The 14522-nt window shown below is 38.4% G+C and carries 9 protein-coding genes, 5 tRNA genes and 1 pseudogene; 8 read left to right on the forward strand and 7 right to left on the reverse strand.

Features of this window, described 5'->3' with window-relative positions; translation table 11 throughout:
• The first annotated feature begins 168 nt into the window (after positions 1-168).
• Positions 169-1473, forward strand: coding sequence for an amidohydrolase family protein (locus tag DBO93_RS05895; protein WP_108455495.1), 1305 nt, complete (start codon positions 169-171; stop codon positions 1471-1473).
• A 100-nt stretch (positions 1474-1573) separates the two neighbouring features.
• Here DBO93_RS05895 and DBO93_RS05900 read toward each other — a convergent pair whose 3' ends face one another.
• The 5 genes from DBO93_RS05900 to metG all read right to left on the reverse strand — a co-directional run bounded on the left by DBO93_RS05900 (position 1574) and on the right by metG (position 8252).
• Entirely contained in the window at positions 1574-2413 is an 840-nt protein-coding gene (locus DBO93_RS05900) for a DMT family transporter (RefSeq protein WP_108455496.1), read from the reverse strand.
• A 168-nt stretch (positions 2414-2581) separates the two neighbouring features.
• On the reverse strand, positions 2582-3340 hold the full coding sequence (tsaA, locus tag DBO93_RS05905) for a tRNA (N6-threonylcarbamoyladenosine(37)-N6)-methyltransferase TrmO (RefSeq protein WP_108455497.1): 759 nt from the start codon (positions 3338-3340) through the stop codon (positions 2582-2584).
• Positions 3340-3762, reverse strand: a complete 423-nt coding sequence (rcsF, locus tag DBO93_RS05910) for an Rcs stress response system protein RcsF (RefSeq protein ID WP_108455498.1) — start codon at positions 3760-3762, stop codon at positions 3340-3342. The genes tsaA and rcsF overlap by 1 nt, the downstream gene beginning before the upstream one ends.
• A gap of 56 nt (positions 3763-3818) precedes the next feature.
• Positions 3819-5951 (reverse strand): cation:dicarboxylase symporter family transporter, encoded by a 2133-nt coding sequence (locus DBO93_RS05915; protein WP_108455499.1) that lies wholly within the window; start codon positions 5949-5951, stop codon positions 3819-3821.
• 174 nt (positions 5952-6125) lie between these two features.
• Positions 6126-8252 (reverse strand): methionine--tRNA ligase, encoded by a 2127-nt coding sequence (gene metG, locus DBO93_RS05920; protein WP_108455500.1) that lies wholly within the window; start codon positions 8250-8252, stop codon positions 6126-6128.
• A 120-nt stretch (positions 8253-8372) separates the two neighbouring features.
• On the opposite strand from metG, the gene apbC reads away from it, so the two are divergent.
• Both apbC and dcd read left to right on the forward strand, forming a co-directional pair.
• Positions 8373-9464 carry an iron-sulfur cluster carrier protein ApbC gene (apbC, locus tag DBO93_RS05925; protein ID WP_108455501.1) on the forward strand — a complete coding sequence of 364 codons (1092 nt, stop codon included), beginning with the start codon at positions 8373-8375 and terminating at the stop codon, positions 9462-9464.
• Between the two features lie 126 nt (positions 9465-9590).
• Positions 9591-10183: pseudogene (gene dcd / locus DBO93_RS05930) on the forward strand (dCTP deaminase).
• Between the two features lie 78 nt (positions 10184-10261).
• Here the strand turns inward: dcd and yvcK are convergent.
• On the reverse strand, positions 10262-11191 hold the full coding sequence (gene yvcK, locus DBO93_RS05935; protein ID WP_108455502.1) for a uridine diphosphate-N-acetylglucosamine-binding protein YvcK: 930 nt from the start codon (positions 11189-11191) through the stop codon (positions 10262-10264).
• A 420-nt stretch (positions 11192-11611) separates the two neighbouring features.
• On the opposite strand from yvcK, the gene DBO93_RS05940 reads away from it, so the two are divergent.
• The 5 genes from DBO93_RS05940 to DBO93_RS05960 all read left to right on the forward strand — a co-directional run bounded on the left by DBO93_RS05940 (position 11612) and on the right by DBO93_RS05960 (position 12500).
• Positions 11612-11687 (forward strand) — tRNA-Ala (locus DBO93_RS05940).
• A gap of 135 nt (positions 11688-11822) precedes the next feature.
• A tRNA-Glu gene (locus DBO93_RS05945) sits at positions 11823-11898 on the forward strand.
• Positions 11899-12043: 145 nt separating this feature from the next.
• A tRNA-Glu gene (locus DBO93_RS05950) sits at positions 12044-12119 on the forward strand.
• A 136-nt stretch (positions 12120-12255) separates the two neighbouring features.
• A tRNA-Glu gene (locus tag DBO93_RS05955) sits at positions 12256-12330 on the forward strand.
• Between the two features lie 94 nt (positions 12331-12424).
• Positions 12425-12500 (forward strand) — tRNA-Glu (locus DBO93_RS05960).
• A 449-nt stretch (positions 12501-12949) separates the two neighbouring features.
• Here the strand turns inward: DBO93_RS05960 and DBO93_RS05965 are convergent.
• Positions 12950-14518 (reverse strand): cation:proton antiporter family protein, encoded by a 1569-nt coding sequence (locus DBO93_RS05965; protein ID WP_108455503.1) that lies wholly within the window; start codon positions 14516-14518, stop codon positions 12950-12952.
• Between the last annotated feature and the right edge of the window lie 4 nt (positions 14519-14522).

Consider the following 14522-nt stretch of genomic DNA (forward strand, 5'->3'; position numbering starts at 1 on the left):
ATGTGGCCATATTGCCATCATTGACAATACGGTTACAAATTTTAGTATTCAAATAGCCCCACCGTTGTTGAACGGAATAAACTGCCCATTTATCGAATTCATTTTTTATTCTTTTGTCATGCTGCTATAACTATAGGCAAATAATAAAATAACAATAAGGCTCAGTACATGTTCACATTGAAATCATCAATAAAAAGCATAGCGTTAGTCGTTAGTGTCGCGTTGTCTCATTCAGCTTTGGCGGCAACAACCGTTATTCATGCTGGCGAATTATTAGTAACTGCCGGTAAGGCTCCACTTAAAAAACAAACGTTAGTGATTACTGACGGTAAAATCACTGAACTTAAGTCCGGTTTTGTTGACGTTAATAGCTTTGGAGGAGATGCCAAACTTATTGATCTTTCCTCAAGTTTTGTTATGTCGGGACTTATGGATATGCATGTACATTTGCAAGGTGAGTTGGGCCCGAACAATGATAGTGAAATGATTAATTTATCTGATGCCGACACCTTAATGAAAAGTGCCTATTTTGCGAATAAAACCTTAATGGCGGGTTTTACTACTGTGCGTGACTTAGGCAGTAGTGCTGAACAAATATTTGCCTTACGCGATGGCGTGAAGCGTGGTTGGATAACTGGCCCAACGATTATTGCTGCAGGCAGCAGTGTTGCAGTCACTGGCGGACACGGTGATGTAGACGGTATGGCACCAGATTTAATGGAGCTTCACACCGCAAAAACGATTTGTGATGGGCCTTACGACTGTCGAAGAGCTACACGTCACGCGATCAAGTTTGGTGCCGATGTTATTAAAATCACATCTACTGGTGGTGTTTTATCTGATACCGATACTGGCACAGGCCAACAAATGGCTGATGATGAATTAAAAGAAGTGGTTGAAACGGCACATTCACTAGGGCGAAAAGTGGCGAGTCATGCACATGCTGCTGCCGGCATTAACGCTGCATTACGCGCAGGCGTTGATAGCATTGAACATGGTAGTTACGCCGACAAAGAAAGTATTAAATTGTTTAAAAAAGGTGGTGCCTACTTAGTGCCAACATTAATGGCCGGTGATACGGTGGTTAACATGGCAAAAACTACTGACTTTATGTCTCCGGCTATTCGCGCTAAAGCAATACGTGTTGGCGGTGATATGATTGAAAATTTCAAACGTTCATACAAAGCGGGTGTGAAAATAGCTTATGGCACTGACAGTGGTGTATCAAAACATGGCTACAATGCCCGTGAAGCACAATTAATGTTTGAGGCCGGCATGTCAGCACAAGATATCTTAGTTTCTGCGACAATCAATGGCGCTGACTTAATTGGTCAGTCAAAAACGTTAGGCACATTAGAAGTAGGGAAAGTGGCGGATATTATTGCCATGCATGCTAGCCCACTCAATAATATTGATGAATTGCTAGATGTAGATTTTGTGATGAAAACTGGTAAAGTTGTTAAACAAAAATAGGCAAGCTAGATTATATTTTGATAAAAACAAACTGTTTTTAAAGCAGTTTGTTTTTACTTTTTATCAGCGTTAAGTTTAATTTATTGTCGATTAAGCGTAACTATATTACTTTTCTTCTTCGTAATAACCCCGTTGTTAATGCCACGCCAATTAATGTTACGCTACCACCTATCAGCATCATTAAGCTAATGGTCTCACCTAAAAATAATGCGCCCCAAAAAATACCAAAAGCCGGGATCAAATAAGTCACGGATATTGCTTTTGCTGGACCTAGTTGTGCAATAAGTCGAAAAAATAAAATATAAGCAAGGCCTGTACAGATAACGCCAATTAAAATAACAGCCCCAATTGCGTTAGCGCTAGGAAGTGTTTCAGGTATAAAAAATAGACTTAACGGCACCAACATAGTGGTAGCGGCGATTTGGCTGCCAGCAGCTAAAGCTAACGGTTTTATAGCGCTTAAATATTTTTTGGTATAATTGGCTGAAATACCATAACAAAGTGCAGCTAGCATAGCGGCTAATGTTGGCAGTAACGCATTGTTTTCAAGTGCTTGTGTTGTGGGTGTCGTAGAGAAGTGGATGTTGTCAGATACTAATAAGTAAACACCAATAAAGCCAATAATTAAGCCAACCGCTGCGCTTGGGGTTAACTTATCTTTCAACCAAAAATAAGCCACTATTGCCCCGAACATTGGGGCGGTTGCATTCAACACTGAGGCGGTTCCAGCTGTTAGTGTTAATGTGGCAAAACTGAATAAGGCAAATGGGAGTGCGGTATTTAATGCGCCAACCACAAAGATTTTTAACCAATAGCCTTTTAGTGCTTTGGTTTGTTTGAATAATACTAAACAGACAATCAAGAAAATAGCCGCTATACCCGTGCGAAGCGTAGCAAATACGATGGGGCCGAATTCTGGAGCACCAACGCGCATAAACATAAACGATGCCCCCAAATCGCGGCGAGTAACAGTAGTTCGCTATAGGCTTGATAATTTGGGCTAATAGGTGATTTCAACGAAAATCCTTAGTTATTATTGTTATCTTTAGTATAAATAGTTACTTGATGGATAGTCGCGATAATCGGACAGTTCATCGAAATTTAGGTATTAAACCGTGTGGTTTGTGGTTGCTTCGATTGTCATGACTTGTAATGTTGATAGATCACTCATCTGCCATTTAATATTAAAGTGATACAGGCTCATACCGTAAATTTTATCGTCAGTTTTATTCTGTTTATAGGCAGGGCGGGGATCTTGCTTTAGCACTTGTTCTATCAGGCTTTGCAGAGATGGATAAAGGGTTATATTGTCAGCTAAAGTTTGCAATGCTGCTTTAGAAAATATGATTGTTATATTATTGCTCGGTTGATTTTGAGCATAACCTCCATGTGCATTTTCAATAATATCGGCATAGGGAACATAAGGCTTAATATCGATAATCGGTGTGCCATCAAGTAAATCTAATTCACTGATATGCAAAATAACCTGTGAAGTTTTTTGACCTACGTTGTTTTGCCCTGCAGAGCATTGCTCAATTCGGTCTAGTTTTACCACCGACATACCGATAGGATTAGGCCTAAACGTTGAACGCGTAGCAAATACCCCAAGCTTTTTATTACCACCTAAACGTGGCGGTCGAACGAGAGGTTTCCAGCCTTGCGATTGCGTACCATGAAAAACAAACAACAACCAAATATGGCTAAACTGCTCTAAGCCTCGAACTAACTCGTCGTTATTGGCTAAGCCTGTGAGGCGCAGTTGTCCTTGTGCCGCCGTAACAATACCCGGTTGCCTAGGAATGGCAAATTTCTCTTTGTAAGGCGAGTCAATAGTACCAATAACATTGAAGTTAACACTTTCTGTCATTATTTTATTTGTTCAACCTGATAAGCTCGACCATAACAAACGGTCGATGCTAGACAATATTTTGCGGCTTTATCATCTTCTATCATGACACATTGGCTAAAAATAATGGCATTGGCGCCTAGCTTGTAGGCTTTGCCTCTAGCTTCGGTGCGAGCATCAATTTCATTTGGCGCAGCATGGTGCGCTTTTTCTTGGCAAGACTCGCCTTCAACCAAACCTAGAAGCTTATATTTACCGACAAGGTCTTTTTCACTGTCGACAATTTTAACTTTAGTTGGTGAAAAATAATTTTTGAAATTTTCGGCATCTAAGTTTGTCGAAATATCATTTATTTTTGCGCAGCCAGTGACGAATAAGGCTGCAAGAAAGCATATTGCTACATTGCGCTTAGTTGATAAAAATATCACAGTAGAGTTTTTCATTTTTGCCTTTAAATTTATAATTAGTTTGTCTTTAGTACAACTTTAGTTAACGCAGTTTATTGCTTTTTATTAGCTAGGTTACTATTACCCTTTATCCAATAATCGAATAGTTTATCCAGTGTTTTACTCTGTTGTTTCATTGTGATCCAATTACGCATAAATAGTTCAAAACTGTGATCATTTTTATTAATAGGGAAGGCCATAAACAATGGCGCTAATTCAGGTTTTGGCACTACAACGGTGTAACTTGGATTCAGCAATGTCCATGCTGATGAAGCTGCTGCGCCAAACAGCATGGCGTCAATATGTGAAAATTCAGGTTTAAAGAATAATCTAGGGGTCGATATTTCCCAAGCCTTGCCATGAGTAAAGGTTCGAGCAATGGCTTTTTCATAGTAAAAGCTTTCAGGAATACCTAAAATCAGATCATCTCGTTGTAATATGTTGTCCCAGTTGGTGAACTCTTCACGCCTCTTATCTTTTACAATAATTGCCAAGCTTTGTGAGCTATAAGGCATGGTTAGTGTGTATTTGAACATATTATCAGGAATAACTGGGACACCTGTTGTGATGTCTAAATAGCCCGATGTGAGAAGCGTTTGTGCTTGGTTACGAAATACTTTAACAAATTCAATGTCAACATTAAGATCTAAAGCTAATTGATTCATGATCTCAATATCAAAACCGACCAATTTACCTTTATTATTGTGAAAAGAATAAGGTAAATCGTCGCGATAATAACCTACGCGTATAAAACCTCGCTGCTTTATACGGCTTAGCACACCAACATTTGGCTGAAGGTTGGCACTATTATTTTGTGCATTATCAACATGCGTACTTTTTACACTTTCCATTAAAAAGTCACGTTCTATAAATTTAACGTAGCCCTCATACTGGTAGCTGATAGAGCTAAAGGCATACTTTAAACTAATAAAGGAAAGTACAGAAATAGCAGGAATAATAATTAAGTATTTTATCAGCGATTTTTTCTTAAGGGTGAAAGCTTTAGCCATGCTGGTTGCAACAAGAATAGGTAAACAACTGGCAAAAGTAACTGAAAGTAAGGCAGATAAACGACCGACTACTAAGTTTTCTGACACTAGAAAAAAGTCAAACATGCTATGCGAAACGTTAAATATCTCTAACAGATTTTGCATAGCTAAGGTACTAGTACCAAATAATTGCGGAATGCCCATCACAACCAGTTGTACGTAATCTTCAAAGCTTATATAAGCACCAGAGAACCAAGCAGCAAACAAAACAAAAAGCAGAGATAATAGCTTACCACCAACGGGCAAACTGTAACTTATAGGTACGATAACATCTGACACTTTATCAACATTGTCAGTATCTGGGTATTGTGTAGTAATTAGCTGTTTTGTTTTTTCCACAATGATTGGAATGACTACAAAAAAGCTGCCTGTAGCGAAGGCTGTGATCATAGCTTCTCTTGAAGCCTTTATAATTGCACGGTAACCAAATGGTGTAATGGTTGCTAAAAGCGCAGGAAAAACAAGAAAAGTCAGTAAAGCTGTTAATACCAATGCACTAGCGACATAAATCATTAAGCCATCAAGTTGAGAAGCGTCAAGCGTTGCTGCTGCTCGCCAACCGATACAAAACACACCTATGGGGGCAAAGCGCATGACTAGATGACTTATGTTACTAACCGATTGCTTTAAGTTACCCAACACAGCTAATGTCTGACGTTTATTTTTAATGGGTATTAACCCAACACCAATAAAAACACTAAAAAATACTACGGAAGGGATCACCGCATTTGCAAAAGCATTAAAGGGGTTCGACGGTATAAATAATTCAACGATGTTAAATTCTTGGCTAACTTTAACGGTATTAGCGCTATAAAACTCTGCCGTTTGCCAACTGGGAAATGATAACGGTGCCATTAAGATAAAACACAACATTAAGGCGATCAGCAATATAACTAATATTATAGTGCTTTTAAGTGCAGATTTAGCTTTACTGGCAGACAATCCGCCAATACCTACCATCAAAGAAAGTGAAATATAAGGCAGGGCGGTCATTTGCAATAACATAACAAAGGCATCAGCAAGATGATTAACCGTAGAATATAAGGTTACGCTGAAACTGCCGATGATTAACCCCATGGTCATCGCGACAATTATTCGGGTAGATGTTGGGATATTGCTGAACTTAAATTTTGTCATAGTGAATAAAGTAATTATTTTGATGCCTTATTATTTCACATACAATAATAAAGCGAGTTAATAAAAGTAAAGCAAGTTAATGAGTTACGACATGTAATATTAAAAAGGCAAACCCTAATAATGATGAAGGTTTGCCTTAACTTGAGTCTTTAGTACGTTACTTTACATAAATACTTATTTAACACGCATACCTGCTTGTGCGCCATCATCTGGATTAAGTATCCACAAGTCTTTACCGCCAGGACCTGCGGCTAAAACCATACCTTCTGACATACCAAAACGCATTTTTCTAGGGGCTAAATTCGCCACCATCACCGTGTGCTTACCAATTAAATCTTCAGGTTGATACGCAGATTTTATTCCGGCAAATACTTGGCGCGTTTCACCATTTTCGTTGTCATCTAACGCTAAGGTTAATCGTAGTAACTTATCTGCTTTTTCTACATGTTCAGCGTTAACAATTTTCACAATACGCAAATCTATTTTAGCAAAGTCATCAAATTGTATTTCTTCTGAAATAGGATCGGCAGCTAATGGATCGGCCAGTGCTTCTGAGTTATCAATAACTTTTTCAGGCTTAGCTTTCTTCTTTGCTTTAGCTGGTTTTTCGTCATCTGCTTTTACCAATAAATTCTCTTTTGAAGCGTCAGTCATCGCATTGACTTTATCCATATCAACACGTTGTAATAATGCTTTAAATTTATTGATTTTATGATCGGTTAGTAAGGTTTTGTGACCTTCCCATACTAATTCGTCATTTAAAAATTCAGCGGTGCTGTCAGCTAAAACGGGTAGTACAGGTTTTAAGTAAATCATCAAGGTACGGAACATATTGATACCCAATGAACAGATATCTTGTACTTCTTGTTGTTTGGTTTCGTCTTTAACTAACTGCCATGGTTCTTTAATCGCGATGTATTCATTTACTTTATCAGCAAGTGCCATTATTTCGCGCATACCGCGACCGAAATCACGTGCTTCGTAATGAGCAGCAATGCTATCGCCTGCAGCCATCACTTCATCCGCTAGGGCTTGGTTGTCAATATTTGTTGAAAGCATGCCGTCAAAGCGTTTAGTGATAAAACTTGCACAACGAGAAGCGATATTAACCACTTTACCGACTAAGTCAGAATTAACACGCTGTACGAAATCTTCAAGATTTAAATCTAAATCATCAATTTTGTGGGTTAATTTAGTGGCGTAGTAGTAACGTAAATATTCTGGGTTTAAATGCGCTAAATAGGTACTTGCTTTCACAAACGTGCCTTTAGATTTAGACATTTTTTCACCGTTCACGGTAACAAAGCCATGAGCGAAAACAGCCGTAGGTTTGCGGAAACCAGCGCCTTCTAACATGGCTGGCCAAAATAGGCTGTGAAAGTTAATTATGTCCTTACCGATAAAGTGATATAACTCAGCGTCTGAATTTTTATTCCAGAAGCTGTCAAAATCGATACTTGAGTCTCTATCACATAGGTTTTTAAAACTGCCCATGTAGCCAATAGGCGCGTCTAGCCAAACATAGAAAAATTTACCTGGCGCATTCGGTATTTCAAAACCAAAATAAGGTGCGTCACGGCTAATATCCCACTGTTTTAAACCTTGTTCGAACCATTCAGTAAGTTTATTCGCAACTTCTTCTTGCAATGTGCCACTGCGTATCCAGTCTGCTAACATAGATTCAAAAGCAGGTAAGTCAAAGAAGTAATGCTCAGAATCTTTTAATACGGGTGTAGCACCAGAAATAGCTGAACGTGGATTAAGTACTTCTGTTGGTGAATAAGTTGCACCACAGTTGTCACAGCTATCACCATTTTCGTCTTCACTTTTACACTTCGGACAAGTACCTTTTACAAATCGGTCAGCTAAGAACATGCCTTTTTCAGGGTCATATAACTGAGAAATAGTGCGGGTTTTAATATGACCTTTCGCATACAAACTGTTGTAAATTCTTTCAGAGTACTCTTTGTTCTCATCGCTATGCGTTGTGTGGTAATTATCAAAGCTAATGTGGAAGTCACTAAATTCTTTAATACGCTCTTCACGCACACCTTTGATCATTTCTTCTGGTGTTATGCCAAGCTCTTGTGCTTTAAGCATGATAGGTGTGCCATGTGCATCATCGGCACAAACAAAATAAGTTTCATGACCACGCATACGTTGGAAACGAACCCAAATATCAGTTTGAATATGCTCTAATAAATGGCCTAAATGAATAGAACCGTTGGCATAAGGAAGGGCACAAGTAACTAAAATTTTACGCTTATCTGCAGATTGCACAGAAGACTTTGATAAAGACATATAAAGTTTACATATTATTGGTGGTAATTATGTAGGGAATGGTACAGAATTTGTTGTTACTTTTCATTAAGAATTATCGTCTTTATGTCAATAAAGCCGAGATAAAAGCGCGTTTAAATCATGTTATCAAATTTCTTTTCTAAAAATGAAGTCAGTGCCGATAGTCAAAAAGCTATTAATGCTTTTTTAGATGCTTATCGCTCCGATATATTCCCTCAAGGGATACAAGTTATTGCACAATCGTTAACGATGCGCATGGCAAAAAAAATAATACAGATCAAAATGGTACTTCCGTTTCCCTGTGACGGGCATTTGCATGATATTGCTGAGCAGTTATCAGAAGTAATGCAGCAACCAGTAAATTTTGAAGTTGAATATAATATAAAAGCTGTAAGGCAGCATAATATTAAGGGCATAAAAAATATTATTGCAGTAGCTTCAGGTAAAGGTGGCGTTGGTAAATCTACTACAGCAGTTAATCTAGCCTATGGCTTAATTGCCGAAGGTTGTAATGTTGGCATATTAGATGCTGATATTTATGGCCCATCAGTACCTACTATGCTGGGTTTAAAAGGTGCAAAACCAAGCTCCAATGATGGCAAATTGATCACGCCACTTGAAGCAAATGGTTTAAGTGCCATGTCGATTGGCTTTTTAGTTGATGATGCTGATGCAACCGTTTGGCGTGGACCTATGGCAAGTCGTGCATTTTCACAATTACTCAATGAAACAGACTGGCCAGAATTAGATTACTTAATTATTGATATGCCACCAGGTACGGGCGACATTCAGTTAACTTTAGCTCAGCAAGTTCCCGTTGCAGGCGCAGTAGTGATCACCACACCACAAGATATTGCCTTAATCGATGCCATTAAAGGCATGGCTATGTTTGAACAAGTTAAACTGCCAGTACTGGGTATTATTGAAAATATGAGTTATCACCAGTGTGAAAATTGTGGACATCATTCGCATTTGTTTGGTGAAGGCGGTGGTACACGAATAGCTAAAGACGCAAATACCCAATTACTTGGACAATTACCCTTGGATATTCGTATTCGAGAAGATGCAGATAGCGGAAGTTTAGCAATTAATGAAAATAGCACTGGAGAAGTTGCGCTGCTGTATCGTACTATAGCGCGTAATGTAGCAGCACAATTATATTACCAGCTAGATATGCGCAGCCCTACAACGGCTGAATTGGTGCTTAAATAACTAAAATAGTTTAGTGCCATTATAAAGTTAAGGCGAAAAACACCCTAAAGTTTTTGGTCAATACAGTGACAATTATTTCAGCCATGAGTTTAAGTGCAATAACAACTGAGCCTAAGAAGAATAATCATGAGATTAAGTGACATAGATATAGAAGAATGCCTTCGCAAAGGGCAGATAGCAATTTCACCCGAGCCTGACAGTAGTATGATATCAGGGTAAGTGTTGATATTCGCTTAGGTAATGAGTTTCGTGTATTTCAAGATCATACCGCACCTTATATCGACTTAAGCGGCCCTAAAGTCGAAATGCAAAAAGCCATGAACTCTGTCATGAGTGATGAAATTTATATCCCTGACGGTGAAGCTTTTTTTCTTCATCCTGGTGAATTAGCACTAGCGGTAACGTATGAGTCAGTTACCTTACCCGATAATATCGTGGGTTGGTTAGATGGTCGTTCTTCGTTAGCGCGTTTAGGTTTAATGGTGCACGTTACCGCACATAGAATTGACCCCGGTTGGTCAGGACAAATAGTTTTAGAGTTTTATAATAGCGGCAAATTACCATTGGCATTACGTCCAAAAATGAAAATTGCTGCGCTAAACTTTGAAACTATGTCGTCAAGTGCCGCACGTCCTTACAATAAGCGTGAAGACGCTAAGTATAAAGGCCAAATGGGCGCAGTTGCGAGTCGCATAAGCCAAGATGAAAATCACGATTAGCAAATAAAAGTGATATTAACAAAAAGCCAACGATATAATCGTTGGCTTTTTGGTTTTTAGTTCATGCTAAAGTAAAACTTAGTCAGCATGAACGGCCGCTGATTGGGCTATTTTAATGTGGTTACTCGCTTTTGAAATGCAAATATTTAAAGCGGCAATTAATTTATCACGACTGTGATAATGCTTAACGGTATCACTGTGTAATTCATGATGACAAATATCGATACGCGAAGAAGTAACGCTTGAGTCATGGCAAATTGCGCTATCAATTGGCAAGCATCCTACGTTTTCTTCAATCCAAGCTAATTTTTCATCCAACGTTAATGCAGCCGCGGGGCTATCTTCAGCCACTATATTATCAATAAACACACGATGAGCGTTAGTTTGGTTCAACGCATTGCTAATATCACGCACAAGCAAAGGAGGAACAACACTTGTTAAGAAGCTACCAGGACCTAAAATAATTAAATCGGCTTTTAAAATGGCCTCTACGCAACTTGGCAATGTTTTGACCAAAGGCGCTAACATTAAGCTTTTTGGCATCATCGACATTTTATCAACAGATATCTCACCAACACGGCACAGGCCTTCAGGGTAAAAAGCCATTAAATCGGTTGGCGTTTCAGACATAGGTAATACTGGCGTTTTAACTCGTAATAAGCGACGAACAAGTTTTATTGAATCAAGCGGGCGAGAATGTATTTCTCCGAGTCCGTATAAAATCAAATTACCAAGGTTATGACCACCAAGCTCATCTTCGCCATCGAAGCGAAAGTCGAATAGTTGACTACCGACTGATTTATCATCTACTAGCTGTGTAAGACAATTTCGTAAGTCACCCCAAGCAATTGAACTACTTCGTTTTCTTAAACGCCCCGTAGAACCACCATTATCTGTTGTGGTAACAATACCAGTAAGTTGGTTGCCTAAAAAGGAGAGGGTAGAAAGTACACGTCCTAGACCGTGACCACCACCAATGGCAACAACATTGAGCTCTTTTAGCTGCATATAACTATTAGTTTTTTCAATTGAATCTCAACCATACCGTTTTATTATTAATAAATAAAGTAACTGTCTACAGTTTATGGTGACGTAAGCGGATTAAACAACAATAACTACATAATCTTAGACTAAGGTATAGGCAATAATGAAACGGTAATTTTAATCCGCATTATTCCTGATTGTTTTAACTGTGATTGACCATACGTTTTTAACTGAACATTTACGGTAATAAGATAAAATTTAAACAACTTGTACTATAAGTAATCAGTTAACTAAAATCTTTCAAAAAAATGGCCTAATATCTAAAATAAGGGTTGACAGTATCTTGGTCGCTGCTTAGAATGCGCCTCGCTTTCAACGAGTAACTCGATTATTTGTTGGGAGAGGATTAAGGTAAGTATTAGGCCACTTATTTTATTTCTATGTGGGGCTATAGCTCAGCTGGGAGAGCGCTTCGCTGGCAGTGAAGAGGTCTGCGGTTCGATCCCGCATAGCTCCACCAATATTATTCACTCGTGTTGATATCATGAGTGAAAGATAGTTAAAAAGATAATAGCAACTGGATAAACCAAGCTAATTTAGCACGGTAAATCGGGTAGCTAAAACAACACTTTATAGTGATGTTTATCGTTTTAGTGTCCCTATCGTCTAGAGGCCTAGGACACCGCCCTTTCACGGCGGTAACAGGGGTTCGAATCCCCTTAGGGATGCCACTTCTTCGGAAGCTTCTTCGGAAGTAAAATGAAAATGAGTTCGTGTTTTATGACACAAACAAGAAATATATAATGTAAATCATAAGTTCACTAGGCTAGAGCTTTTTACGATTTTATTATGCTAAGTATTTTGAGTTTATAATGTGTCCCTATCGTCTAGAGGCCTAGGACACCGCCCTTTCACGGCGGTAACAGGGGTTCGAATCCCCTTAGGGATGCCACTCGTTTTTTAGTTAGATAAGTTTATTGGTAAGTGTTTTTTGACACATACTATAGAATATACAATGTTATTATAAGTTCACTAGGCTAGAGCTTTTTACGATAACAATGTGTTCAGTTTTCTATTGGTATTAATGTGTCCCTATCGTCTAGAGGCCTAGGACACCGCCCTTTCACGGCGGTAACAGGGGTTCGAATCCCTTAGGGATGCCACCATTAACTTAGATTGATAAATGTTATTTATAATATTTAGCAATTAGATACAAAACATGAAGTAGTTAATTAACTATATTCATATTGTTTTAGTGTCCCTATCGTCTAGAGGCCTAGGACACCGCCCTTTCACGGCGGTAACAGGGGTTCGAATCCCCTTAGGGATGCCACTTATTATTTTACTTTTAGTAATTTAAGCAGTGCTTAAAAGTGAAATAAAAAAACCGACTTATGTCGGTTTTTTTATGCCTGAAATTTATTGAACATTGAACTTACAGGTGCTGGTACTACGATTTAAGTGCTAAGTACATGAAGAGTTTTATGAGGAAGGTTAATCGTTGATCTTGTCATTGTTTATCGTTAATAAATCATCGTTATTTAATCAACTTGGTTTAAGTTAAGTTAATTGAACGCTTACTCGACTCGTTATCAAAACAAGCTGTTAATTACGACATATGCCTGCTTACTCGCGCTTTCTTCCTTGTCCAAAATAAGAATATTATTCACAAGGGAAGTTGAAGAAAATGGCAGGGAATAACCAATGTAATTGAGATTAACCGCAAGCAGCTATACTGCCCAATTATATGTATTCCCCGCAATTACCGCAGATATTGAATGTTTATACCTTCTTCAATAAGCTCATGCTTTCTTCAGCAAAACCCACACCAGCTTCGTTATAGAAGTTAAACACTTTATCTACACCGAAGCTTTCTAACGTTACATGTTCATCATCATAACGAGCAATAGCGGCTATTTTACCTTGGTAATTAGTACGCCTTATTTGTCTCGTTATATTTTTCATGTCGAGTACTGACGGCAAGGCTAATAGCGTGAGTTCGATTTTACTAAGATCTATACTTTCCCAAAAGTCAGCATCTTCAGCATCACCAAAGTAGGTTTGAATACCTTGTTCATTTAACCATTCTACTTTGGCTTTATCAGTGTCTAAACCCCAAACTTGTTCTCCCACCTGAGCATTCAATGCATTATAAGCACCGATACCAACACGACCCATACCAATTACAACAATAGGGGCATCACAAGGCTGAACAAAACTGTCTTCTGTTAAACGATTTTGACTTTCAAAACGTTTAAATTTTTCTTTATGATTTGCAAAGTAGTCATGGGCAAAGTTATAAAGCACATTCGTGATGATAAATGATAGGGCAACCGCTAATGATAATATGACCAACCACTCAGAAGACAGCCATCCTTCTTTCGTGCTTAATGCAGCAATAATTAACCCAAACTCACTAAAGTTACTTAAGGCTAAGGCGGATAAAAATGCGGTTCTTCCACGAAGTTTAAGCTTAACTAAAATAAAGAAAAACAACATAAACTTAAGTGGCAGTAACAAAGTAAGTACTGAGGCTATAACTAGCATTTCTAAAGTGGGCAGGGCGGTAAAGCCAATGGATAAGAAAAATCCAATCAAAAATAAGTCTTTAAAGCTCAATAAAGATTTTGTTATTTCACTCGCTTTGCTATGAGAGGCTAAGTACATACCAGCTAAGAGTGCACCTAAATCACCTTTAATATGCACTAGTTCGAATAACTCGTATGCGCCAAAGGCAATAAAAAACCCCATTAATGGGATTAACTCACCATGACCTGCTTTATTAATAGCTTTACTAATCATAGGCTTTAAAGGAATAAAAAGTAATAATAAGCCAGCCCAAGGGGTAGGTACTTTACCAGTAGCTATGACTAAAAATATAACGGCGATAACGTCTTGCATAACCAATATGCCAATGGCGAGTTTACCATGGCGTGTTCGCATTTCGCCGTGCTCTTCCATCAGCTTTACAACACAAACTGTACTACTAAAACTTAGCGCAAATACGATTAATGCTGATGTGGTGATGCTTAAATCACTGACAAATGGAATAGTAATTAATGCGATGCCTTTGAAGATAACAAGGCCAAAAAGTAACCATATAACACTGTGGCTTAAGCTACCCAACCAAACTTCAGCTTTGAGTAAATCTTTTACATTCAGTTTTAACCCAATGGTAAAAAGCATCAAGGTGATACCAATGTCAGCCAAAACATGGATCATGCTATCTGCTTCGTAACCGAGAAATAGTAAAATGAACCCTGCGGCCAAATAACCAATTGACGGCGGTAAAGCCACCAATTTTGTTAATAACCCACAAATAAAGGCAAAACCAATCCAAATAAATTCCATGGTT

Origin of the sequence: Colwellia sp. Arc7-D (assembly GCF_003061515.1) — a bacterium.
Taxonomy (GTDB): domain Bacteria; phylum Pseudomonadota; class Gammaproteobacteria; order Enterobacterales; family Alteromonadaceae; genus Cognaticolwellia.